16 protein-coding genes and 2 pseudogenes are annotated in these 22779 nt (G+C 59.8%); 5 read left to right on the top strand and 13 right to left on the bottom strand.

Going from position 1 to position 22779, the window contains the following annotated elements; genetic code table 11:
• The 3 genes from LBF07_RS24150 to LBF07_RS24160 all read left to right on the top strand — a co-directional run bounded on the left by LBF07_RS24150 (position 1) and on the right by LBF07_RS24160 (position 2808).
• A complete protein-coding gene (locus LBF07_RS24150; protein WP_003155746.1) occupies positions 1–909 on the top strand; it encodes a TniB family NTP-binding protein in 909 nt (302 codons plus the stop codon).
• Positions 906–2123 (top strand): TniQ family protein, encoded by a 1218-nt coding sequence (locus LBF07_RS24155; protein ID WP_006122485.1) that lies wholly within the window; start codon positions 906–908, stop codon positions 2121–2123. Before LBF07_RS24150 ends, LBF07_RS24155 begins: the two co-directional genes overlap by 4 nt.
• A 61-nt stretch (positions 2124–2184) precedes the next feature.
• A complete protein-coding gene (locus LBF07_RS24160) occupies positions 2185–2808 on the top strand; it encodes a recombinase family protein (RefSeq protein ID WP_003155741.1) in 624 nt (207 codons plus the stop codon).
• 162 nt (positions 2809–2970) lie between these two features.
• Here the strand turns inward: LBF07_RS24160 and LBF07_RS24165 are convergent, their stop codons facing one another.
• From LBF07_RS24165 to LBF07_RS24175, 3 genes are all read right to left on the bottom strand, one after another.
• Complete coding sequence (locus LBF07_RS24165) at positions 2971–3525, bottom strand: aminoglycoside N-acetyltransferase AAC(6')-Ib4 (protein ID WP_003159191.1); 555 nt, start codon at positions 3523–3525, stop codon at positions 2971–2973.
• A gap of 126 nt (positions 3526–3651) precedes the next feature.
• Positions 3652–3984, bottom strand: a complete 333-nt coding sequence (gene qacG2, locus LBF07_RS24170; RefSeq protein ID WP_015063357.1) for a quaternary ammonium compound efflux SMR transporter QacG2 — start codon at positions 3982–3984, stop codon at positions 3652–3654.
• Positions 3985–4215: 231 nt separating this feature from the next.
• Positions 4216–4956 carry a subclass B1 metallo-beta-lactamase IMP-4 gene (locus LBF07_RS24175; protein WP_015060105.1) on the bottom strand — a complete coding sequence of 247 codons (741 nt, stop codon included), beginning with the start codon at positions 4954–4956 and terminating at the stop codon, positions 4216–4218.
• Between the two features lie 152 nt (positions 4957–5108).
• On the opposite strand from LBF07_RS24175, the pseudogene intI1 reads away from it, so the two are divergent.
• Positions 5109–5906: pseudogene (intI1, locus tag LBF07_RS24180) on the top strand (class 1 integron integrase IntI1); the annotation flags it as partial.
• A 52-nt stretch (positions 5907–5958) separates the two neighbouring features.
• Here intI1 and LBF07_RS24185 read toward each other — a convergent pair.
• From LBF07_RS24185 to LBF07_RS24200, 4 genes are all read right to left on the bottom strand, one after another.
• A complete protein-coding gene (locus tag LBF07_RS24185; RefSeq protein ID WP_001067855.1) occupies positions 5959–6663 on the bottom strand; it encodes an IS6-like element IS26 family transposase in 705 nt (234 codons plus the stop codon).
• A gap of 83 nt (positions 6664–6746) precedes the next feature.
• Positions 6747–7631 carry an Mph(E) family macrolide 2'-phosphotransferase gene (locus LBF07_RS24190; RefSeq protein WP_000155092.1) on the bottom strand — a complete coding sequence of 295 codons (885 nt, stop codon included), beginning with the start codon at positions 7629–7631 and terminating at the stop codon, positions 6747–6749.
• 55 nt (positions 7632–7686) lie between these two features.
• Positions 7687–9162, bottom strand: coding sequence for an ABC-F type ribosomal protection protein Msr(E) (msr(E), locus tag LBF07_RS24195; RefSeq protein ID WP_000052512.1), 1476 nt, complete (start codon positions 9160–9162; stop codon positions 7687–7689).
• Between the two features lie 449 nt (positions 9163–9611).
• Complete coding sequence (locus LBF07_RS24200) at positions 9612–10316, bottom strand: IS6-like element IS26 family transposase (protein WP_001067855.1); 705 nt, start codon at positions 10314–10316, stop codon at positions 9612–9614.
• Between the two features lie 65 nt (positions 10317–10381).
• Between LBF07_RS24200 and LBF07_RS24205 the strand changes: the two are divergent.
• A pseudogene (locus LBF07_RS24205) lies at positions 10382–10603 on the top strand (tyrosine-type recombinase/integrase); the annotation flags it as partial.
• A gap of 648 nt (positions 10604–11251) precedes the next feature.
• On the opposite strand, the gene LBF07_RS24210 reads toward LBF07_RS24205, so the two are convergent.
• The 6 genes from LBF07_RS24210 to traI are packed head-to-tail and all read right to left on the bottom strand — an operon-like array spanning position 11252 to position 22771.
• Positions 11252–15598, bottom strand: a complete 4347-nt coding sequence (locus LBF07_RS24210; RefSeq protein WP_224435166.1) for a zincin-like metallopeptidase domain-containing protein — start codon at positions 15596–15598, stop codon at positions 11252–11254.
• Positions 15599–15601: 3 nt separating this feature from the next.
• Positions 15602–15991 (bottom strand): protein TraD, encoded by a 390-nt coding sequence (locus tag LBF07_RS24215; RefSeq protein ID WP_006122510.1) that lies wholly within the window; start codon positions 15989–15991, stop codon positions 15602–15604.
• 21 nt (positions 15992–16012) lie between these two features.
• Positions 16013–18076 carry a DNA topoisomerase III gene (locus LBF07_RS24220; RefSeq protein ID WP_006122511.1) on the bottom strand — a complete coding sequence of 688 codons (2064 nt, stop codon included), beginning with the start codon at positions 18074–18076 and terminating at the stop codon, positions 16013–16015.
• 11 nt (positions 18077–18087) lie between these two features.
• On the bottom strand, positions 18088–18624 hold the full coding sequence (traF, locus tag LBF07_RS24225; RefSeq protein ID WP_006122512.1) for a conjugative transfer signal peptidase TraF: 537 nt from the start codon (positions 18622–18624) through the stop codon (positions 18088–18090).
• A complete protein-coding gene (locus LBF07_RS24230) occupies positions 18621–20534 on the bottom strand; it encodes a type IV secretory system conjugative DNA transfer family protein (protein ID WP_019373230.1) in 1914 nt (637 codons plus the stop codon). Before LBF07_RS24230 ends, traF begins: the two co-directional genes overlap by 4 nt.
• On the bottom strand, positions 20531–22771 hold the full coding sequence (gene traI, locus LBF07_RS24235) for a TraI/MobA(P) family conjugative relaxase (protein WP_011342947.1): 2241 nt from the start codon (positions 22769–22771) through the stop codon (positions 20531–20533). The genes LBF07_RS24230 and traI overlap by 4 nt, the downstream gene beginning before the upstream one ends.
• Positions 22772–22779: the final 8 nt, after the last annotated feature.

The raw sequence follows: 22779 nt of genomic DNA on the forward strand, positions 1-22779 counted from the left end.
GTGGACGAATATCCCATCATCGACCTGTCCCACCTGCTGCCGGCGGCCCAGGGCTTGGCCCGTCTTCCGGCGGACGAGCGCATCCAGCGCCTTCGCGCCGACCGCTGGATCGGCTATCCGCGCGCAGTCGAGGCGCTGAACCGGCTGGAAGCCCTTTATGCGTGGCCAAACAAGCAACGCATGCCCAACCTGCTGCTGGTTGGCCCGACCAACAATGGCAAGTCGATGATCGTCGAGAAGTTCCGCCGCACCCACCCGGCCAGCTCCGACGCCGACCAGGAGCACATCCCGGTGTTGGTCGTGCAGATGCCGTCCGAGCCGTCCGTGATCCGCTTCTACGTCGCGCTGCTCGCCGCGATGGGCGCGCCGCTGCGCCCACGCCCACGGTTGCCGGAAATGGAGCAACTGGCTCTGGCACTGCTGCGCAAGGTCGGCGTGCGCATGCTGGTGATCGACGAGCTGCACAACGTGCTGGCCGGCAACAGCGTCAACCGCCGGGAATTCCTCAACCTGCTGCGCTTCCTCGGCAACGAACTGCGCATCCCGTTGGTTGGGGTAGGCACGCGCGACGCCTACCTAGCCATCCGCTCCGATGACCAGTTGGAAAATCGCTTCGAGCCGATGATGCTGCCGGTATGGGAGGCCAACGACGATTGCTGCTCACTGCTGGCCAGCTTCGCCGCTTCGCTCCCGCTGCGCCGGCCTTCCCCAATTGCCACGCTGGACATGGCTCGCTACCTGCTCACACGCAGCGAGGGCACCATAGGGGAACTGGCGCACTTGCTGATGGCGGCGGCCATCGTCGCCGTGGAGAGCGGCGAGGAAGCGATCAACCATCGCACACTCAGCATGGCCGTTTACACCGGACCCAGCGAGCGGCGGCGGCAATTCGAGCGGGAACTGATGTGAAGCCTGCGCCGCGCTGGCCGCTGCATCCCGCCCCGAAAGAAGGCGAGGCGCTGTCCTCATGGCTCAACCGCGTGGCCCTTTGCTATCACATGGAGGAGCCCGACCTGCTGGAGCACGATCTTGGTCACGGCCAGGTCGATGACCTGGACACCGCGCCACCACTCTCGCTGCTGGCGTTGCTTTCCCAGCGGAGCGGCATCGAGCTGGACCGGCTGCGCTGTATGAGTTTCGCCGGATGGGTGCCTTGGCTACTGGACAGCCTTGATGACCAGATTCCAGACGCCTTGGAAACCTATGCGTTTCAGCTCTCGGTGTTGCTGCCAAGACTCCGCCGTAAGACGCGATCCATCACGAGCTGGCGTGCCTGGCTGCCCAGCCAGCCGATAAACCGCGCCTGTCCGCTCTGCCTGAGCGATCCGGAGAACCAAGCCGTACTGCTCGCGTGGAAGCTGCCCCTGATGCTGAGCTGCCCGCTGCATGGCTGCTGGCTGGAATCCTATTGGGGCGTGCCAGGGCGGTTTCTCGGCTGGGAGAACGCCGACGCCGAACCGCGCACCGCCAGCGACGCGATTGCGGCGATGGACCAGCGTACCTGGCAGGCACTGACAACCGGTCACGTGGAGCTGCCGCGCCGACGCATCCACGCCGGATTGTGGTTTCGACTTCTTCGCACGCTGCTCGATGAGCTGAACACCCCGCTTTCCGCGTGCGGAACCTGCGCGGGGTATCCCCGCCAAGTCTGGGAAGGCTGCGGGCATCCGCTGCGTGCTGGGCAAAGTCTGTGGCGACCGTATGAAACCCTGAATCCGATAGTACGGTTACAGATGCTGGAGGCGGCGGCAACGGCAATCAGCTTGATTGAGGTGAGGGACATCAGCCCGCCAGGCGAGCAGGCAAAGCTATTCTGGTCCGAGCCCCAAACCGGGTTCACCAGTGGCCTGCCGACGAAAGCGCCGAAGCCCGAGCCCATCAATCACTGGCAGCGTGCAGTCCAGGCCATCGACGAGGCCATCATTGAAGCGCGACACAACCCCGAGACGGCACGCTCGCTGTTCGCGTTGGCTTCCTATGGTCGGCGCGATCCCGCTTCCTTGGAACGGTTGCGCGCCACCTTCGTGAAGGAAGGCATCCCGCCGGAATTTCTGTCACATTACCTGCCTGATGCACCCTTTGCATGTCTTAAACAAAATGACGGGTTAAGTGACAAATTTTGACGGATAGAGCTTTCCGGCTCACACTGTCACATAATCGAACGTATACGTGACGGGTGAAAAGGTGCTGATCGGCTACATGCGGGTATCGAAGGCGGACGGATCCCAGTCCACCAATTTGCAACGCGATGCGCTCATCGCCGCTGGTGTGAGCCTTGCGCACCTTTACGAGGATCTGGCCTCGGGCAGGCGCGATGATCGCCCAGGGTTGGCTGCTTGCCTGAAGGCGCTTCGTGAAGGGGACACGCTGATCGTGTGGAAGCTCGATCGGCTTGGCCGTGATCTGCGCCACCTGATCAACACCGTGCACGACCTAACTGCGCGTAGCGTGGGCCTGAAGGTCCTGACCGGTCACGGTGCGGCGGTCGACACGACGACTGCCGCCGGCAAGCTTGTGTTCGGTATTTTTGCCGCGCTGGCCGAGTTCGAGCGTGAGTTGATTTCCGAGCGAACAGTCGCTGGACTTATCTCGGCGCGCGCTCGCGGCAGGAAAGGGGGGCGCCCCTTCAAGATGACCGCCGCCAAGCTACGCCTGGCGATGGCCAGCATGGGGCAACCGGAAACCAAGGTGGGCGATCTCTGCGAAGAACTCGGGATTACCCGGCAGACGCTCTACCGGCACGTGTCGCCCAAGGGCGAACTGCGGCCAGACGGCGTAAAGCTGCTCTCCCTCGGTTCAGCCGCATAAATGGAGGCGACCTGGAACGGGGCGCTGTTCAGTGCGGCAACGATCCGATTACCGGTGTCGACCCAGAGCAGCCGTAGAGCTTTTGGGAAAGCTGTCGTTCAACGTTTGACATGAGGGGCGGCCAAGGGCGCCAGCCCTTGGACGTCCCCCTCGATGGAAGGGTTAGGCATCACTGCGTGTTCGCTCGAATGCCTGGCGTGTTTGAACCATGTACACGGCTGGACCATCTGGGGTGGTTACGGTACCTTGCCTCTCAAACCCCGCTTTCTCGTAGCATCGGATCGCTCGCAAGTTGCTCGGCGACGGGTCCGTTTGGATCTTGGTGACCTCGGGATCATTGAACAGCAACTCAACCAGAGCTCGAACCAGCTTGGTTCCCAAGCCTTTGCCCAGTTGTGATGCATTCGCCAGTGACTGGTCTATTCCGCGTACTCCTGGATCGGTTTCTTCTTCCCACCATCCGTCCCCGCTTCCAAGAGCAACGTACGACTGGGCATACCCAATCGGCTCTCCATTCAGCATTGCAATGTATGGAGTGACGGACTCTTGCGCTAAAACGCTTGGCAAGTACTGTTCCTGTACGTCAGCAAGTGTCGGGCGTGCTTCTTCTCCGCCCCACCACTCGACGATATGAGATCGATTTAGCCACTCATAGAGCATCGCAAGGTCATGCTCAGTCATGAGGCGCAGTGTGACGGAATCGTTGCTGTTGGTCACGATGCTGTACTTTGTGATGCCTAACGTTTGACGTGAGGGGCCGCCGTAGCGGCGAAGCCGCGAAGGGAACCCGCAAGCGCAGCTTGTGGGCGGTCCCTCTCGACGGAATGGTTAGATGCGACCGTTTTAGTGAACACTTGCCTTAGATAGCAAGTTGAGCACAGCAACGCCGCTGATAATGAAGCCGACACCAACAAATCCCCACATATCTAGTTTTTGACCATGCAAAACCCATGCAATCGCAGTGACCAAGACGATCCCGAGGCCCGACCAAACTGCGTAGGCGATTCCAACAGGAATCGATTTGAGTGTCAGCGACAGGAAATAAAAAGCAGCAGCGTATCCCGCTACGACGATAAAAGACGGTACTAACCTAGTAAAGCCCTCACTAGACTTGAGCGCAGAGGTTGCAATGACCTCAAAAATAATGGACGTAGCCAGAAATAACCAATTTTTCAAAATATTTATCCATGGAGTTCCGCGAATAAATTTTAGGTTCGATTTAAGAAAAAAAACAGTCTTGTTGCTGGCCGAAATTTGTGCGCACAGCAAAGCATCTAACGCCGAGTTCAGCGGCAGTTTTTAAGTTGTGGTTTTATGGAATATTTTTGCGAAGCAAAACCATAAAACCGCGACTTAAAAACTGTCCAGTGCGCGCAGCGCACGATGCTGCAACGACTTGTTAGAAATTTAGTTGCTTAGTTTTGATGGTTTTTTACTTTCGTTTAACCCTTTAACCGCCTGCTCTAATGTAAGTTTCAAGAGTGATGCGTCTCCAGCTTCACTGTGACTTGGAACAACCAGTTTTGCCTTACCATATTTGGATATTAATAATTTAGCGGACTTTGGCCAAGCTTCTAAATTTGCGTCACCCAAATTACCTAGACCGTACGGTTTAATAAAACAACCACCGAATAATATTTTCCTTTCAGGCAGCCAAACTACTAGGTTATCTGGAGTGTGTCCTGGGCCTGGATAAAAAACTTCAATTTTATTTTTAACTAGCCAATAGTTAACCCCGCCAAATGAATTTTTAGCTTGAACCTTACCGTCTTTTTTAAGCAGCTCATTAGTTAATTCAGACGCATACGTGGGGATGGATTGAGAATTAAGCCACTCTATTCCGCCCGTGCTGTCACTATGAAAATGAGAGGAAATACTGCCTTTTATTTTATAGCCACGTTCCACAAACCAAGTGACTAACTTTTCAGTATCTTTAGCCGTAAATGGAGTGTCAATTAGATAAGCTTCAGCATCTACAAGAACAACCAAACCATGTTTAGGAACAACGCCCCACCCGTTAACTTCTTCAAACGAAGTATGAACATAAACGCCTTCATCAAGTTTTTCAATTTTTAAATCTGGCAAAGGCTCTGCTGCGGTAGCAATGCTACAAAACAAAAATATAAAGAATACAGATAACTTGCTCATACTTTCCCTTTTCTAACTTTGTTTTAGGGCGACTGCCCTGCTGCGTAACATCGTTGCTGCTCCATAACATCAAACATCGACCCACGGCGTAACGCGCTTGCTGCTTGGATGCCCGAGGCATAGACTGTACAAAAAAACAGTCATAACAAGCCATGAAAACCGCCACTGCGCCGTTACCACCGCTGCGTTCGGTCAAGGTTCTGGACCAGTTGCGTGAGCGCATACGCTACTTGCATTACAGCTTACCAACCGAACAGGCTTATGTCCACTGGGTTCGTGCCTTCATCCGTTTCCACGGTGTGCGTCACCCGGCAACCTTGGGCAGCAGCGAAGTCGAGGCATTTCTGTCCTGGCTGGCGAACGAGCGCAAGGTTTCGGTCTCCACGCATCGTCAGGCATTGGCGGCCTTGCTGTTCTTCTACGGCAAGGTGCTGTGCACGGATCTGCCCTGGCTTCAGGAGATCGGAAGACCTCGGCCGTCGCGGCGCTTGCCGGTGGTGCTGACCCCGGATGAAGTGGTTCGCATCCTCGGTTTTCTGGAAGGCGAGCATCGTTTGTTCGCCCAGCTTCTGTATGGAACGGGCATGCGGATCAGTGAGGGTTTGCAACTGCGGGTCAAGGATCTGGATTTCGATCACGGCACGATCATCGTGCGGGAGGGCAAGGGCTCCAAGGATCGGGCCTTGATGTTACCCGAGAGCTTGGCACCCAGCCTGCGCGAGCAGCTGTCGCGTGCACGGGCATGGTGGCTGAAGGACCAGGCCGAGGGCCGCAGCGGCGTTGCGCTTCCCGACGCCCTTGAGCGGAAGTATCCGCGCGCCGGGCATTCCTGGCCGTGGTTCTGGGTTTTTGCGCAGCACACGCATTCGACCGATCCACGGAGCGGTGTCGTGCGTCGCCATCACATGTATGACCAGACCTTTCAGCGCGCCTTCAAACGTGCCGTAGAAGGCACTGTTGCAAAGTTAGCGATGAGGCAGCCTTTTGTCTTATTCAAAGGCCTTACATTTCAAAAACTCTGCTTACCAGGCGCATTTCGCCCAGGGGATCACCATAATAAAATGCTGAGGCCTGGCCTTTGCGTAGTGCACGCATCACCTCAATACCTTTGATGGTGGCGTAAGCCGTCTTCATGGATTTAAATCCCAGCGTGGCGCCGATTATCCGTTTCAGTTTGCCATGATCGCATTCAATCACGTTGTTCCGGTACTTAATCTGTCGGTGTTCAACGTCAGACGGGCACCGGCCTTCGCGTTTGAGCAGAGCAAGCGCGCGACCATAGGCGGGCGCTTTATCCGTGTTGATGAATCGCGGGATCTGCCACTTCTTCACGTTGTTGAGGATTTTACCCAGAAACCGGTATGCAGCTTTGCTGTTACGACGGGAGGAGAGATAAAAATCGACAGTGCGGCCCCGGCTGTCGACGGCCCGGTACAGATACGCCCAGCGGCCATTGACCTTCACGTAGGTTTCATCCATGTGCCACGGGCAAAGATCGGAAGGGTTACGCCAGTACCAGCGCAGCCGTTTTTCCATTTCAGGCGCATAACGCTGAACCCAGCGGTAAATCGTGGAGTGATCGACATTCACTCCGCGTTCAGCCAGCATCTCCTGCAGCTCACGGTAACTGATGCCGTATTTGCAGTACCAGCGTACGGCCCACAGAATGATGTCACGCTGAAAATGCCGGCCTTTGAATGGGTTCATGTGCAGCTCCATCAGCAAAAGGGGATGATAAGTTTATCACCACCGACTATTTGCAACAGTGCCTCAGCAATCATATTTTTAAATTATATAACTCCCAACTGAGCTTTTGCTCCAACGATAAGGCTTTCATTTTGAGTTTCTAAGGCAAATAAACCATACATCAAAGGAGAGGCCGCTGCTCTTTCTAAAGTCTGTTCATATAGTTTATTCCAAACTTTACCCCCTAGTTTTTCATACTCGATGATTAGAGTTTTGAGGCTTTCTTCTCCAAACAAAGTTACATGCCCAGCAAAATCAATCGCTGGGTCATCTATATGGGCTGTTGACCAATCAATAACGCCTGAAACAGCTCCATCCTTTGAAGCTAGTACATGCCCAGCATATAAATCGCCATGTATAAATTGGGTGAAATCTGCCCATAGAACATCATTATCCAACCATTTTCTGTAGCGGGTTTCCAATTGCTCACTTATACCAATTTCAGATTTTACTAACTGCAAATTGTTTGCTATTTCAGGTCTTAAATCTGAAGGTTTCATAATTTTCAAATCATTTTCCCGAACTTCTTTTTCAGGAATACTATGGATTTCAAATAAGGTTTTTGCCAAAGATGTTATGTATTTCGGGCTATCTTTGTCCATATTCCAAATTATTTCATAGGTTTCAGCATCCAAATTTAAAACAGGATTATCTTTAAGTATGGGATAAGCCACTAATTCTGTAGATGAAATTCTCCAATCAGGAACCTCTACAGAAAGATGTTTTTTTACCAATTCTAAAATGCGTTTTTCTTTCTTGATTTGTTCCCTCATGCCATCACGACGAGGAATACGCAGCAACCATTGTTGCCCCTTTGTATCAAGAGCAAAAACGACCTTAAAATCAATGCCCATTTCATTGAAATTCATTTTGTCCGTAAGCAACAAGCCGTGTGCTTCAGCAAGTGATTGAATATCTTGAATTGTCATTTTTAATTTCCTTTAAAGAGTTCAATAATTAATGTTCGGATTAGATTGGCTATCATTAACAATCTCTCTCAAAAGTCTTGATGATTTTGTGGTCTTTGATCTCGTAGATAATGTCAGCAATATTATCGACCAATTGCTTGTCATGAGATACGAAGATAATAGTTCCTGCATAGGACTTCATCATTGTTTCTAATGCGGCAATACTTTTTAGGTCAAGATAGTTTCCTGGTTCATCCATAAGCAAAATATTATATTTTCCTAAAAGCATTTTGGATAAAAGCAGTTTGATGATTTCACCTCCCGATAAGTCGGATAAGTTTTTTTGAATATCATTCGCTCCGATCCCCATTGAAGCCAATACTGCACGAATTTCCGCAACTGTGTACTCGCACTCTTCCTGCATAAAGGAGAGCACAGATTTATGCGTGTTAAATTTATATCCTGTTTGTGTAAAGTAGCCAATTTCAGCTTTTGGAGATATGGTTAATCCATCAGCACGTTCTGATATCATTTTTAACAAGGACGTTTTCCCTGTTCCATTCGATCCAGTTATAGCGACTTTAGCGCCAAGCGGTATTATAAAGTTAGCGTCATCAAAGATAGTACGGCTACCAAATTTTAAGCTCAGACCATCTGCCGTAATCGGGAACTTATTGTGCAGTTCTAGGGCTGAACTTTGACGAAAACGAATAGAACGCAAATGCTCTGGTGCTTGAATATCTTCTAATGCAGCCAAACGCTTTTCCATACTCTTAGCTGCCTGATACAGTTTTCTTTGCTTGGTGCCAGTCATTTTTGCATGCCCAAGTCGTCCAGCACTTTCGGTAGAGTTTTTGGATTTTTCTCCTTTTTTCTTATTGTCTAATCGATTAGCTTGCTGGCGTTTTTCTTGCACAGCAGATTCTAATCGCTCCCGTTCCTTCATCATCAGCTCATATTCTACGGCTTGGTGTTGTCGCTCTTCTTCTTTTTGACGCAAGTAATCCGAGTAACCACCCCAATATTCCGTAATTTTACCGTCTTTTAACTCCCATATCTTGTCTACAACCATATCAAGAAAATATCGGTCATGACTGATAACAAGTAATGCTCCATCAAATGCTTTAAGTTGACCAATAAGTAGATCTATTCCATTGAGATCAAGGTGGCTGGTTGGTTCATCCGCTAGAATGCCATGTACTTGTTGGGAAAATGCGGCAGCAATTTTTGCACGAGTTTCCTCTCCGCCACTCATTGTGTCGTTTTGTACATTGGAAACACCAAGGCGAGATAACATTGCCCGGTCTTCGACCGTTTCTATTTCGATTCCGCCCAGTTGGCTGATATGTGCAAAATCACCAAAACGCTGTAATGTCGCTTCGGCTAAAACAATTTCGCCATTAAGTACTTTGAGTAAACTACTCTTTCCTGCTCCGTTATCACCCACAAGACCAATACGGTCATAAGAGTGAATTTCCAATTCATCAATATCCAAAACATCACGCCCAGCATAATCCAAGCGTATGTTTCTCGCTTTAATAATTAAACTCATTTTTATTTACTCCTGTTTAGCTCTTGAAATTTTTTATGCAGCAAACAGGATTTAGGTGAAAACAAAAGCTAGCATCACAGTGTCCTCCCAAAAAAAAAGCTATTCATCCACAGGGTGGACAAATAGCTAGTCAATTAAGTTATAACTGGAAACTATGCACTAAAAGCATACTTATAAATTAAGCATACTTTTACTTTATATATCCGCATATATTCTTAAAGACACAACAAAAGCCCACCATTATAAAATAGTGTCACTATGCAAATAGTTGTGTCTTAACGAATGCGGATAGAATGCATAAACTTACCTAAAAAATAAAATTCAGTTTTATGATAACTTTACTGTTAAAAGAAGTCTAGACAACCTTGTTTTATGCTTGGATATAAGGCTTATTTTAGGCACTGTTGCAAAGTTAGCGATGAGGCAGCCTTTTGTCTTATTCAAAGGCCTTACATTTCAAAAACTCTGCTTACCAGGCGCATTTCGCCCAGGGGATCACCATAATAAAATGCTGAGGCCTGGCCTTTGCGTAGTGCACGCATCACCTCAATACCTTTGATGGTGGCGTAAGCCGTCTTCATGGATTTAAATCCCAGCGTGGCGCCGATTATCCGTTTCAGTTTGCCATGATCGCATTCAATCACGTTGTTCCGGTACTTAATCTGTCGGTGTTCAACGTCAGACGGGCACCGGCCTTCGCGTTTGAGCAGAGCAAGCGCGCGACCATAGGCGGGCGCTTTATCCGTGTTGATGAATCGCGGGATCTGCCACTTCTTCACGTTGTTGAGGATTTTACCCAGAAACCGGTATGCAGCTTTGCTGTTACGACGGGAGGAGAGATAAAAATCGACAGTGCGGCCCCGGCTGTCGACGGCCCGGTACAGATACGCCCAGCGGCCATTGACCTTCACGTAGGTTTCATCCATGTGCCACGGGCAAAGATCGGAAGGGTTACGCCAGTACCAGCGCAGCCGTTTTTCCATTTCAGGCGCATAACGCTGAACCCAGCGGTAAATCGTGGAGTGATCGACATTCACTCCGCGTTCAGCCAGCATCTCCTGCAGCTCACGGTAACTGATGCCGTATTTGCAGTACCAGCGTACGGCCCACAGAATGATGTCACGCTGAAAATGCCGGCCTTTGAATGGGTTCATGTGCAGCTCCATCAGCAAAAGGGGATGATAAGTTTATCACCACCGACTATTTGCAACAGTGCCCCGTAGAACAAGCAGGCATCACGAAGCCCGCCACACCGCACACCCTCCGCCACTCGTTCGCGACGGCCTTGCTCCGCAGCGGTTACGACATTCGAACCGTGCAGGATCTGCTCGGCCATTCCGACGTCTCTACGACGATGATTTACACGCATGTGCTGAAAGTTGGCGGTGCCGGAGTGCGCTCACCGCTTGATGCGCTGCCGCCCCTCACTAGTGAGAGGTAGGGCAGCGCAAGTCAATCCTGGCGGATTCACTACCCCTGCGCGAAGGCCATCGGTGCCGCATCGAACGGCCGGTTGCGGAAAGTCCTCCCTGCGTCCGCTGATGGCCGGCAGCAGCCCGTCGTTGCCTGATGGATCCAACCCCTCCGCTGCTATAGTGCAGTCGGCTTCTGACGTTCAGTGCAGCCGTCTTCTGAAAACGACAATGCTACCCCCGGCCAAAAAGGCCGTCATGCGATTTATCTTGGCCGGGTCGTTATTGGCGGGTCTAAATGGCCGCTCCGTGGATCTCATCGCCAGAAATGGCGATGCGAGATCCAGGGCAGGGCGGCCGCCATCGTCAGACCTGGCGATGGTCGACGCCGGCGCGCATCGTCGGATGTGGCGATGCGAGCTCGAGGTCGGTGGCCACCGCCGGCGACCTGGTGCCATCGTCGGCAATGGCGATGCTGCAGCTCGACGTGCGCGGCCTGGTCGTCTCGGCATCGTCGGATGCGGCGATGCTCGAGCGAGGCGAAAAAAACCCGCCTCGGGGTGTCCGAGGCGGCAAGTCTGCATGCGGTTCAGGGAGGAAGAAACCGCGCCGGCGATCAGGGAGGAAAACCGCGCGGCCTGATGTGCAGCTCGGCCACTTTAGCCGGATTTTTCGACTTATCCGATGCGAGCGGCCCGCCGTGGGCGCTGCTCGATCTGCTGTTGCTTTTTCTCGACGTGCTTCTGCTCCTGGTGCTGCTGCTCGTCGCGCTGCACCTGGCTGATGGCCGCGCCGATCTGCCGCTTCACGCCCTCGATGCCCAGCTCGCTCTTGTGCGCCAAGTCGTTGAAGTCGGTGTGCTGCTTCATCGTGGACAGCGCCGCGACCTGCGCGCCGCTCAACATCGACGCCTTGAGCTTGGCCGCCTCGTCGCCGGCCAGCTCGACCTTGCCGGCGGCGGCGTCGGCAAGGCGCTGCTCGGCGCGCAGGTGGGTCTTGAAGCTGTCGGGCGTGATGGCGGGCAAGTCGCGCGGGTAGGTGTTCTCGGCCGGCGCGAAGATCGGGAAGATCGCCTTGCCGCCCACGGCCTGGGCGGCCGCCTCGGCCTTCTCCCGGCCGGGGTTGTTGCCGTGGGTCATGACCAGGTGCCGGTCGTCGTCGCCGGCGATGATGACCGGCTTGTCCGGGAACTTGGCGTGCAGCGCCTTCGCCACGGCCTCAAGGTTGCCGCTGTCGAAGGCGGCGACCGTGGCGTGGCCCACGGCCTCGGCCACCTGGGCCGCCGTGGCGTAGCCCTCCGAGATCACCAGCGCCGGCGCGGCCGCCAGGGCGTCCATGCCGCCGACCGGGTGGAAGCATCCTTCCTTCTTCGAGTCCTTGGCGAACCGCTTAGTGCCGTCCTCCTGGATGTATTGCATCGTCCATTGCTTGCCCTCTGCGTCGAAGGCCGGGATGTAGGTCTTCTGGCCTTCGCGGTCGGTCATCACGCCGGCCTGCGCCTGGATGCCTTTGGCTTGCAGGTAGGGCGTCGGCTGCTCGATGGGCACGAGGTCGGCCATCTGCCGACCGACGCGCTGCGCGGTGGCCTCCTGGGCCTTGTCCTGCTCGACGGCTCGCTGTGCCAGCTTCTCGGCCGCCTCGGCCTGGAGCTTGGCCTTCTCCTGGTCGCTCAAGGCGTAGCCCTTGCTCTTCCAGGTAATGTCCGTGCCGGTCTTGTTGTTGATGATCCGCCCGGCCGGGTGCCCGTCCAGGTGGCCCACGTAGAAGCCATCGAGCGCGCCCTTCTTGCCGCCCTCGACCGGCACGCGGTGCCGCTTGCCATCCATGATCGGGTGATCGCCCTGGGCGTTGCTGCCGGTGAACAGGCCGGCGCTGCGCATGGCCTCGGCGAACTCTTCCCTTGGCGTCATCGCTGGCCCTTGCTGGGCCTGCACGTTCTCGGGCTTCCAGCGTTCGAGCTTCGCCGCGTCGGCGCGCGGGCCGACATACCAGGACTTCGCGGCCTTGTCCCAAAGCGCGCCGGCGGCCTTGGCCGCGTTGCGCTGCTCGTAGGGCACGGCCAGGTACTGGCGGGCCTGCTGGGCCTGCTGCGCGGGCTTCTGCGCCTCGCCCTGGGCTTCGGGTGCCGGCTGGGCCGAACGCGGCTCTACGGCCGCTGTAGCGGCTCCCTGCGCCCATTTGGCGAAGGGAGCGGCATCGGTGCCCGGCGGCACGTACCAGGACTGTTGCTGCCGATCCCAACGCGCCCCGAGGCTCTTGGCCTCGTCCTTCTCCTTGTACGGCACGTTGATGTACTGCCGTTCGGGCTTCTCGGCCTGCGGCTGCGCCTGCTGCCGCTCGCGTTCCTGGCGCTCCAGCTCGGCCGCGCGGCGCTGCGCGTCGCTGTCGTTGAGCATGGCCGACGCCTCGGCGGTCTTGCGTGCCTCTTTAGCGGCTGAAATGTCCTCTTCGGTCGCGTTGGGGTCGCGCCGTACACGCTCTTCCTGCACGCGGGCCAGCTTGGCGGCGCGCTCGTGCTGGTTGTCGGTGCCCAGCGCATCGACCAGGTGCAGGCGCTCGGCCAGAGCCTCGGCCTGGCCCTCGGTGCGGGTGCCGGCGACGAAGGCAAAGGCGTCCTCGCCGAACTGCGCATCGGCCTTGCGCGCGTAGACCTGGAACGCCTGCGGCTCGATGCCGGCCTGGGCGGCATCGACGGTCTGGCCGTCCTGCTCGGCCACGCCGACGATGCGCAGCTCTCCGCTCCAGTCGGGCGGCAGCTCAACGCCAAGGTGTTGACGGGTCGCGTCGGCGAACGCCTGGCCGTCGATCTCGCCGGCGGCGAGCTGCCGGCGCGCGGCGGCGGCCTGCTCGATGCCCTGCACCGCGTCGGCAGGATGGGCGGCCAGCAGGGCGGCCGCCTGGTCGTTGGTCGGTGGGGTCATGTTCGCCTCCTGGTCTGCGACGGCCGCTTGCTGCTGGGTCAGCGCCGGCAGGGCCATCAACTGGTCGGGCGCGTAGTTGTTCAGCTCGTCCAGGCTGCGAACCTGGTGGGGTTCACCGTCCTGGTCGTGGAACGCAAAGATGCGCTGGCCGTCGCTCCACCTGGCTTCGGCGTCGATGCTCGACACGATCTGTTCGCCGTGCTGCTGGAGCTGCTGCGCGAGGTGGAGCTGTTCGGCCATGTTGGCGAACTCTTGCGCCAAGCCCTTGCGCTCCAGGTAGGCGTTGTCGGTGTCGGTGTGGCTCGGGTCGATGCCGAACACCGGCGACAGCCGGTCATGCGCGACCGCGTAGAACTGCTCGGGATCGGTGCCGGTGATGCTGCCCACGGTTTCGAGGCCACGGCTGCGCAAGGCGTCTTCCAGGGTGTCGCCCTGGAATGCCTGGTAGTGGCTGAAAGACACGTCCGGGTTGTCCAGGACTTCGGCAATGTCCACGGCCAGGGCCTGGGCCACGGCTTCGTCCTGGGCCTGGCTCTGCTGCTGGTCTTGCTCCTGAACCTGCTTCTGCTCGAAGGCCAGCACGTAGTCGTGAATCTTCTCGGCATCGGCGGCCGCGCGGAACACCTCCAGCGGCTCGTCTTGCAGCGCCTTGATCCACGAACCCACATAGGCGGCGTGCTGGCCCGGATCGTGGCCGATGCCCAGCTCGTCGCCGACGATCATGGAAGCGATCTCGGCGCGCAGCTCTTCCTTGGCGTACCCCTCGCTCCCGAACGGGTGCGCCAGGTCGCGGTCAAGGCGCGAAGCGTGGCCCGTCCAGTGGCCCAGCTCGTGCAGCGCGGTCGCGTAGTAGCGGTCGGAGCTGGGGAACTGGCCGCGCTCCGGCAGGGTGATGCTGTCGGTCGAAGGGCGGTAGAACGCCCGATCACCGGCGGCGTGGGTGATCGTCGCGCCCGAGGCTTTCAGGATGTGCTCGGCGCGCTCGACGGCGTTCCAAGTCTGTTCCTTCTTCGGCTGGAGCGGCGGCAGGCCGTCGATCTGCTCGCCGTTGAACACGGTCGCAAAGAACACGCGCGGCCGCTCCAGCATGACGGTTTCCTTGACCGGCTGGCCCTTCGCATCGAGGACGGGCCGGCCGCTGTCGTCCAGCTTGTCTTGCTCTTCGCTGAACTTCCAGTATTGAACCGGCGTGCCTTTCTCGCCCTTGCGAACCTGCGCGCCCACGGCGGCGGCCTGCTTGTAGGTCATCCAGCGCGCATCGCTGCGGCCCTGGGCCATCAGGTGGATGGCGTTGATCCCTTTGTACCGCTTGCCGGTGGTCGGGTTCATCGGCAGGTAGGCGTTGGGTTCGCCCGGCTCCCACGGCTTTTGCCACGGTGCGGTGCCGGCCTTGAGCTGCTCGATCAGCTTTTCGGCCACGACTTCGTGAAACGGCTTCTTCGGCTCCATGTTCTCGTCCCTTCGGAATAGCTCGTTGAACTGAGGGAAGTTCTGCTGTGTCCGGGAACGGTCGCGCAGGCCCTGGGCGACCATGCACACGATGTTGTGCAGGTCGTCGGCCTGCATGGGCCGCACGCGGGCGATGCAGGTTTCCGTGAATGACTGTTGGCCGCGCTGCTGCACCTGGTCGGCGACCTGGTGCTGGCTCGGCTCGATGCCCTCGCAGTGCAGGGCAAACACTTCCTCGGCGCGCACGTCCAGGGACTGGCCGGCATAGCGCCGGTTCACGTCATCCCATAGCGGCTTGAGGGTGGGTTCGTTGCGGGCGGCCGCCAGGCCGTCCAGCAAGGCGCGCTTCTCGCCCGGCGCGAAGGTGTTGGCCCCGTAGTGGCCTAGCACCTCGTGCCGCAGCGTCATCAGTAGGTCGCTGGCGCTCTCGACGTTCTGCAAGGGCACGTCCACGCGGCCACGGTAGGCGCGGCCGGCGTGCAGCGTCTCCTTGGGCACGTAGCCGCCCTTCATGTCGGCCGGCACCTCGGCCGCTCGCGGCCCGTACAGCTCGGCCGCGTCCTCGCGGAACTTGTAGGCCAGCTCCAGCGCGCCGGGGTAGTCGCGGACGAAAGCCCGCGTCACCCCTTGCGCCTCGGCTTTCGTGATCGGCATGGGTCAGCCCTCCGACGCCTTGCGCGCGGCGGCCTGGGCAACCGTCTCGCCGGGCCGCAGGTCGTACAGCTCGCGGGCGTTCGTGGTGGTGATGAACGGCGGGATGTCGGCGCTCGGGCCTTCGTCGTCCAGGAATGCCGGCTCCAGCGCGCCATCGACTTCCACCAGGTCGTCGCCGCTCGCGGCGGCGTCCTGCTCGGACAGCGCGTCCTCCACGAACGCGCCCACGCGCTCGGCTTCGTCGGGGTCGAACTCGACCTGGAAGCCGGGCGTCAGCGCGTCGGCCATCTTCTCGCGCACGGCCTCGCGGCCGGCGGCGTCGTCGTCAACCGGCGGCAGGACGGCCAGCGGCTCGTCGTGGGCGGCGGTGTTGGTGGTGGTTTGCTCGTTCATGGTCGATCTCCTTCGCTGTGGTCATTCGGATGCCTGGCCGTTGCGGCCCTTGCTGTAGTCGGGCCGACCCTTGAGGTCGGGGTAGGTCTGCTTGCATGTGGGGAAGTTGCTGCAACCCCACCAGAATTGCCCCTTCTTCTTGCTCGGCCGGCGCGACAAGCCGCTGCCGCAGGCCATGCACTTGTGAAGGGATGACACCGGCGCGGCTTCCTTGCCGCCGGCGATGGTCACGGCTCCGCTGTTGGCCTTCGCCACCTGGTCGCGGATGAACGTCTCTTGCTTCGTGATGAAGGCGTCCAGGGCGGCCGTGCCCTGCTCGACGCCTTTCAGCATCCGCTCGTAGAGCGCGGTCAGCACCGGGCTTTTCACAACCTCGGGCAGCGCGTCGATGACGCTGCGGCCGAGGGTCGTGCTGATGATCTGCTTGCCTTTGACGGCCAGGAACTCGCGCCGCTTCAACTCGGAAATGATCGACGCGCGGGTGGCCGACGTGCCGATGCCGTCGCCCTCGCGCAGCATCTTCTTGTGCTCGGCATCGCTGACGAACTTGTGGATGTTCTCCATCGCGCGGATCAGCGTGCCCTCGGTAAAGCGCGCTGGCGGCTTCGTCTTGGCGTCCTTGCGGGTGGCGTCCGTGCAGGTCACGGCGTCGCCCTGGGCCATCGACGGCAGGGCCTGCGTGCCGCTGTCGTCGTCCTCGTCCTTCTCGCCTTCCTCGTCGGCCTGGCTGTACACGTCACGCCAGCCGTTGCGCGTGACTACCTTGCCGCTCGCGGCGAAGTTCTCGCCCGCGATCTCGACGCCCACGGTGGTCTGCATGTACTCGTGCAGCGGGTAGAACTGCGCCAGGTAGGCGCGCACGATCAGGTCGTAGATGTTGCGCTCGCGCTCGCTGAGGGCGGCCTTGCTGCCCTTCTGCATGGTCGGCACGATGCCGTGGTGCGCGGTGATCTTCGAGTCGTCCCACGTCTTGGACTTGATACGCGGATCGGCACCATCGACCAGGCCGGCCAGTTCGGGGTTGACGTGCTTGATCGCCTCCAGCACGCGCGGCGCGTCGGCGTGCTGCGACTCCGGCAGGTAGGCGCAGTCGGTGCGCGGGTACGAGGTCAGCTTGTGCGTCTCGTAGAGCGCCTGGCAGGTGTTCAGCACGTCCTCGGCGCTGTAGCCGAACTTGGCCGAGGCCAGTGCCGTAATGTCGGACAGGGCGAAGGCCAGCGGCTGGTTCTGCTTCTTGGCCTCCTGTTTGTACGCGGCGATGGTGCCCGGCTGGCCCTTGACGGCGGCCACCAGGGCGTCGGCGACGGCGGTATCGACAAGGCGGCCTTCGCTGTCCAGGCCGGCTTGATCCTCCTTCGCCTTCCATGCGGCGGCGAAGCTGCCGCCGGCGTGCTGCACCACCGCCCGGATGGTGTGGTACGGCACGGCCTTGAATGCCTCGATCTCGCGGTCGCGGGCGACCACGAGGGCCAGCGTCGGCGTCTGCACGCGGCCCACGGTCAGCAGGGCGCGCGAGCCGCCGCGCTGCGCGCGCAGCGTGTACGCGCGGCTGAGGTTCATGCCGATCAGCCAGTCGGCGCGCTGCCGCCCGCGTGCAGCGTCGGCCCAGCCTGCATAGGTGGTGTTCTCCTTCAACGCGGCCAGGCCGCGCTTGACGGAAACGGAGTCCTGCGCGCTCACCCAAAAGCGGCGCACCGGCTTGCTGTTGCGGAAGTGCTCCAGCACTTCGTCAACCAGCAACTGGCCTTCGCGGTCGGGGTCGCCGGCGTTGACGATCTCCTTGGCCTCCTTGAGCAGCTTGCCGATCACGGCGAGCTGCTTCTTCGCGTCGTCCTTGGGCTTGAGAATCCAGCTCTCGGGGATGATGGGCAGCTCATCGACGCGCCAGACCTTCTTGCCGGACTGGCCGCGCGGCACGTCATCGGGCGTGTACTCGTCGGGGTCGGCCTGTTCGAGCATGTGCCCGAAGCACCAGGTCACTTTGTCGGTGCCGCACTCGATGAAGCCGTCGCCCTTGCCGGTCGCGCCCAGCTCGCCGGCGATGGCCTTGGCGACGGACGGCTTTTCTGCGATGAAAAGGCGCATGGTGTGTCTCCCTACCAGGTGATGACCGGACGGATCACGGTCTTGATTTGCGAACGATTGATCGGGCCGAAGTAGCGGCCGTCGAAGGATGTGGCGCTCACGTCCGACATAAGCAGCACCTCGGAATTGCCGAGCGTGTAGCTGTTGGACTGATAGCGCGGCAGCGGCCGACCGGCCTTGTCGGCCTTGATCGGCGCGCTGAGGGGCAGCAGCTCGCCGTTGACGCGCACGCCGTCATCGGCGACGGCGACGGCATCGTCTTTAGCGGCTAAAACGCGCTTCATCATGTAGCCGTAGCCGCCCTGGCAGAAGCCGGCCCCGATGTAGCCCCTCTCCTTGGCGTCATCGAACACGCCGAGCTGCGGCGGGCAGAAGAGGACGTAGGCCCCCTTCTCCACCGGCGCGCTGCTCGTCCAGTACAGGCCGACCGGAATGCTCTTGGTGGTGTTCACGCGGGCACCGGCGGCATAGCCGCCGGCGGCCAGCAGCAGGGCGGCCACGCCCGCGATGACGACGCCTGCCGCGATACGTTTCAGGATGCGGCTCATATCGTGATGCCCTCCCCTTCCGTCTCGGCCTGTGCGACGGCGCGCAGGCGGTCGCTGACCTTGGGCGCAGGGATCGCGGCGCGTGCCGAGAACACTGGGTCTTTGAAGTACAGGGGTTGCTTGCCGTAGATCGCCGGGTAGCCCGCGACGTAGATCACCATGTCGCCGGCTTCTTCGATCTCGCCCTGGGCGTTCTTCTTTGGCCCCGGCATGCGCAGGCATTCGTCGGGCGTCAGCAAGGGCCGCTGCACTTCCTGGTAAGTGCGCGACACCTGGCCCAGCATCGCCGCCGTGCGGCGGCCGCTGGTCGTGATCTGCTCCTTCACCACGGTGGTCTGCCCGGTGAGGCGGGACAGGTGTTCGGCCGTCTCGACGCGGTTGGGCGGGTAGGCGTTCTGCACGTGGCAGTTCGACGTGATGCTTTCGTCGTGGCCGTAGCCCGTCTCGCGGCTCTTGAGCTGGTTAATGTCCTGGCAGATGAGGTAGCACTTGATGCCGTAGCCGGCCACGAAGGCCAGCGACTCTTGCATGATCTCCAGCTTCCCGAGGCTCGGGAACTCGTCCAGCATCATCAAGAGCCGGTGCTTGTAGTGCGCCACCGGCCGGCCGCCCTCGAAGTCCATCTTGTCGGCCAGCAGGCGCACGATCATGTTCACCATGACGCGCACCAGCGGCCGCAGGCGGGCCTTATCGTTGGGCTGGGTGACGATGTAGAGGCTTACCGGGTCGTCCTCGTGCATCAACTGCTTGATGCGGAAGTCCGACCGGCTGACGTTGCGGGCCACCACGGGGTCGCGGTACAGGGCCAGGTACGACTTGGCCGTGGACAGCACCGATCCGGCTTCTTCCTCGGGCCGATCCATCATGTCGCGGGCCGCCGAGCCGATGGCGTGATGGTTCTGGCCGTCTACGTGCCCGTAGGTCGCCATTTCCATCCAAAGCTCGCCAATGTCCCGGTTCGGGTCGGCCAGCATCGCATCGACGGACGGCAGCGTGGCGGTGCCGCCATCGTCCTTGGCCTTGTACAGCGCGTGCAGGATCACGCCGACCAGGAGCGCGAAGGCGGTCTTCTGCCAGTGCGAGTCCAGGCCCTTGCCGTCCGGGTCAACGATCAGCGTGGCAAGGTTCTGCACGTCACCCACCTCGTATTCGGTGCCGAGGCGGATTTCGTCCAGCGGATTCCAGCAGACGCCGCCCGAGGTGCTGGCCGGCTCGAAGCGCAGCACCTTGTTCTTGGCGTGCTTCTGCCGCCAGCCGGCGGTCAAGGCCCACAACTCGCCCTTCAAGTCGGTGATGACGCTGCTCGCGCCCCACGACAGCAGCGTGGGCACCACCAGGCCGACGCCCTTGCCCGAGCGCGTGGGCGCGTAGGTCAGCACGTGCTCGGGGCCGCTGTGCCGCAGGTAGAAGAAATTGCCGTCCTTGTCCTGCCAGCCGCCCACGTACACGCCGGTAGCCGTGGGTGCGGCCTTGCCGGTGACGATCTCCAGGACGTTGCGCTCGCGTGGCAGCAGGCCGGCCGCCTGAATGTCCTTCTTCTCGGCCCAGCGGGCCGAGCCGTGCAGGTACTCGTTCGCCTTCGAGCTGTTGGACGTGACGACCCTCGCCACGGCCACGCCCAGCAGGCCCACGGTCGAAACCAGCATCCCCATGCTGCCGGCCTTCATGATCTCGTCCGGGTACTGGCTGTACCACTTGTACGTCCAGTGCAGGATCGACCAGGGCGCGTACACGTGGCCCACGTTGGGGCCGAGGGTCGCGTGATAGGCGAACGTGTGGGCGAAGAACTGCGTCGCGGCCTGGAGGCCGCCGACCATCGAGGCCGCGCCCAGCACCGGCAGCAGCTTGCTCGGCTTCGGTTTGGCGGTTCGGACTTGCGGCCCTACCGCGTTGTTCATCTTGATCTTCATCTACTCCTTCCTTTCGACGTTTTGATGGAGCCTTTCGCGGTGATCGAGACGGCATCGCCGACCGCGATGCGCGTCAAGCGCCGGGCCGTGGCCTGGTCGATGGGCATAACCATGACCTCATCACCTCGTTTCAAGAGGGCCAGCGCCTGGCCCTCGATAGTCCTGGTGCCCTGGAACGTGAGCGCACCATCACCGGCAGTATATCGGGAATGCTTCGGTATATCGAAACCTTTTAGGCGCTTTGCCTCGCGTTCGGCGATGTACTTGTCGGCGGCGGCGACGCCCGGCGGCGTCTGGCCTACTCCTGTTCCTGGCCGAGAAATTCCCCGTCGCAGTGCGTGATCTGGTTGGGTTCCTTGCTGCTCCACGTGACGAGGAACATCACGCGGCAATAGCACTTCACTTCCGCCGGCGATGCGAACCACACCGAGTTCGGACAGTGCTCGCAAACGGTGCTGGCTTTGGGGCGGCGGTTTTCTTCCAAGGCGTCCAACGTCGGGCTTCCGGTGGACGGTGGCGGCGTGAAGGCCGGCGTCGGCGCGGTCGCCTCGGCCGGCGGCTGGCCGGCCGTCGCCTGCTCGGGCGACGGCTGCGGCTCCGGTAGCGTGCTGGTCGGCAGCGGGCCGCTGTCCAGGGCCGCCAGCGCCGCGTCCAGTTCGTCCTCGATGCTCTGGTCTTTCGGTTCGCTCATGGGTGTTCTCCTTGTTCAAAAGCGCCTGCCGCCGGCTCTCAAGAGCCGGATCGGTGAAGGTGATGGGTAGCTGGGAATCGACGGCGGCGCGGATCATCTGCGCCTTGAACTCCACCGTGCCGTTGACGGTGATGCGGTTGCCGTAGCGTTGCATCGCCAGGCGCAGGGCTTCTTGCAGCCCTTCGCGCGTGGCCTCGCGGGAGACTTGCAGGCGGTCACCGTCATCGCGCACGGCGCTCATGCCGGCGCGGAAGATGATCGTCCCCTTCTTCGTGATGTTGTCCACCGCCGGCGCGTGGCCGGGCTTCGCCTGGCCCTCGCCCCGGATGGTGTTGCCCTTGAGGCCCTGGGCCGCCTCGCGGGCGCGCAGGGCGGCCAGGGCGTCGGCGCCGCCGTGCTGCGCCTCCTTCTTGAGCCAGTCGGCCCACGTGCGCCGGCTGTGCTCGGCGTAGAGGGCCGTGCGCTCCTGCTGGAACTGCTTGTTGATCGCCTGGATTTCGCTGCGCAGGGCCTTGCTCGCCTGGGCGTACAGCAGCTTCTTGTTCGCGCGGCCCTCGCCGACCACCTTAATCGTGGCGCGGCGCAGGCGGTTCGACCTCTTGGCCGCCTCGATCAGCCGATCCTTGCGATGCCGGGCGCGCTCCAGGGCCTGGGCGCGCGCCGTGGTCAAGCTCTGCTGCTCGGCCTTGTACTTCGCGTACAGCTCCACGGTGTTGACGCGAAGGCGGATGGGGTCTTTGCGGTACTGCCGCTTCGCGGTGGTTTGCGCCTGCCGTTCGGGCGAAGCCTCGAACGGGCCAAGCCGCGCCTCCAGGCTCGGCTTGGAAAGGTCGCGGGCTACTGTGCTCGCCTTCACCATCGTTCCGTCGCCGGCCTCGAACACGAGGCCATTGGCGCGGACGCGCAGCTCCATTCCGTTGTCGCGCATGACCTGGTGCAGTTCCTGCCAGGACTGCGCGCCCTTGATCTCGTCCAGGCACTCGCGCTTGATCCAGCCGACCAGGCTTTCAACGCCGGCATGCCGCTCCATGTCGGCGGCCCGGCCCTCCGCGCCGCGCTTGCGCGGCTCGTGGTTGTCGCGCTCCAGGCCGTAGTCGCGCTCCAGGGCCGTGCAGAGTTCCGCCAGCGCCCGGTGCGGGTAGTACGGCTCGTGCATCGTGTGCCGCGTCGGGTGAATCTTGTTGATGGCGATGTGGATGTGCAGGTTGTCGGTGTCGTTGTGGACGGCACTGATTCGCTGATGCTCGCCATAACCCAGCCCGACGCAGATGCGTTCCTCAATCGCGCGCAAGGTGTCGGCGCTGGGCTGCTCGCCGGCCCGGAAGCTGACGATCAGGTGGTAGGTCTTGTCGCCCTTCGCGCGGGTGTTCGTGTGCTGGGTCGCCAGCACCTCCGTGATGGCGTCCTGGATGGAACCGGCTTCGCAGTTCGTCGCCTGCACGTGGCCCAGCCGGTGGTCTTTGCTTTGGGCGTCGGTGATGTAGTTCGCCAGGCCCGCGAAGTCGCTCTTGCCAAGCGAGCGCATCGGCACGTGCTTGGCGATCATGGCCGCCC

The sequence above is a fragment of the Enterobacter cloacae complex sp. ECL352 genome, assembly GCF_020149545.1.
In the GTDB taxonomy this organism is placed as follows: domain Bacteria; phylum Pseudomonadota; class Gammaproteobacteria; order Enterobacterales; family Enterobacteriaceae; genus Enterobacter; species Enterobacter asburiae_B.

Bases quoted from the DNA above. Each gene is read 5' to 3' on its own strand.
- LBF07_RS24175 (WP_015060105.1), bottom strand. From the start codon at position 4,956: ATGAGCAAGTTATCTGTATTCTTTATATTTTTGTTTTGTAGCATTGCT.
- traF (WP_006122512.1), bottom strand. From the start codon at position 18,624: ATGAGCCGCATCCTGAAACGTATCGCGGCAGGCGTCGTCATCGCGGGC.
- LBF07_RS24200 (WP_001067855.1), bottom strand. From the start codon at position 10,316: ATGAACCCATTCAAAGGCCGGCATTTTCAGCGTGACATCATTCTGTGG.
- traI (WP_011342947.1), bottom strand. From the start codon at position 22,771: ATGATCGCCAAGCACGTGCCGATGCGCTCGCTTGGCAAGAGCGACTTC.
- LBF07_RS24215 (WP_006122510.1), bottom strand. From the start codon at position 15,991: ATGAACGAGCAAACCACCACCAACACCGCCGCCCACGACGAGCCGCTG.
- LBF07_RS24185 (WP_001067855.1), bottom strand. From the start codon at position 6,663: ATGAACCCATTCAAAGGCCGGCATTTTCAGCGTGACATCATTCTGTGG.
- LBF07_RS24210 (WP_224435166.1), bottom strand. From the start codon at position 15,598: ATGCCGATCACGAAAGCCGAGGCGCAAGGGGTGACGCGGGCTTTCGTC.
- LBF07_RS24220 (WP_006122511.1), bottom strand. From the start codon at position 18,076: ATGCGCCTTTTCATCGCAGAAAAGCCGTCCGTCGCCAAGGCCATCGCC.
- LBF07_RS24230 (WP_019373230.1), bottom strand. From the start codon at position 20,534: ATGAAGATCAAGATGAACAACGCGGTAGGGCCGCAAGTCCGAACCGCC.
- LBF07_RS24190 (WP_000155092.1), bottom strand. From the start codon at position 7,631: ATGACAATTCAAGATATTCAATCACTTGCTGAAGCACACGGCTTGTTG.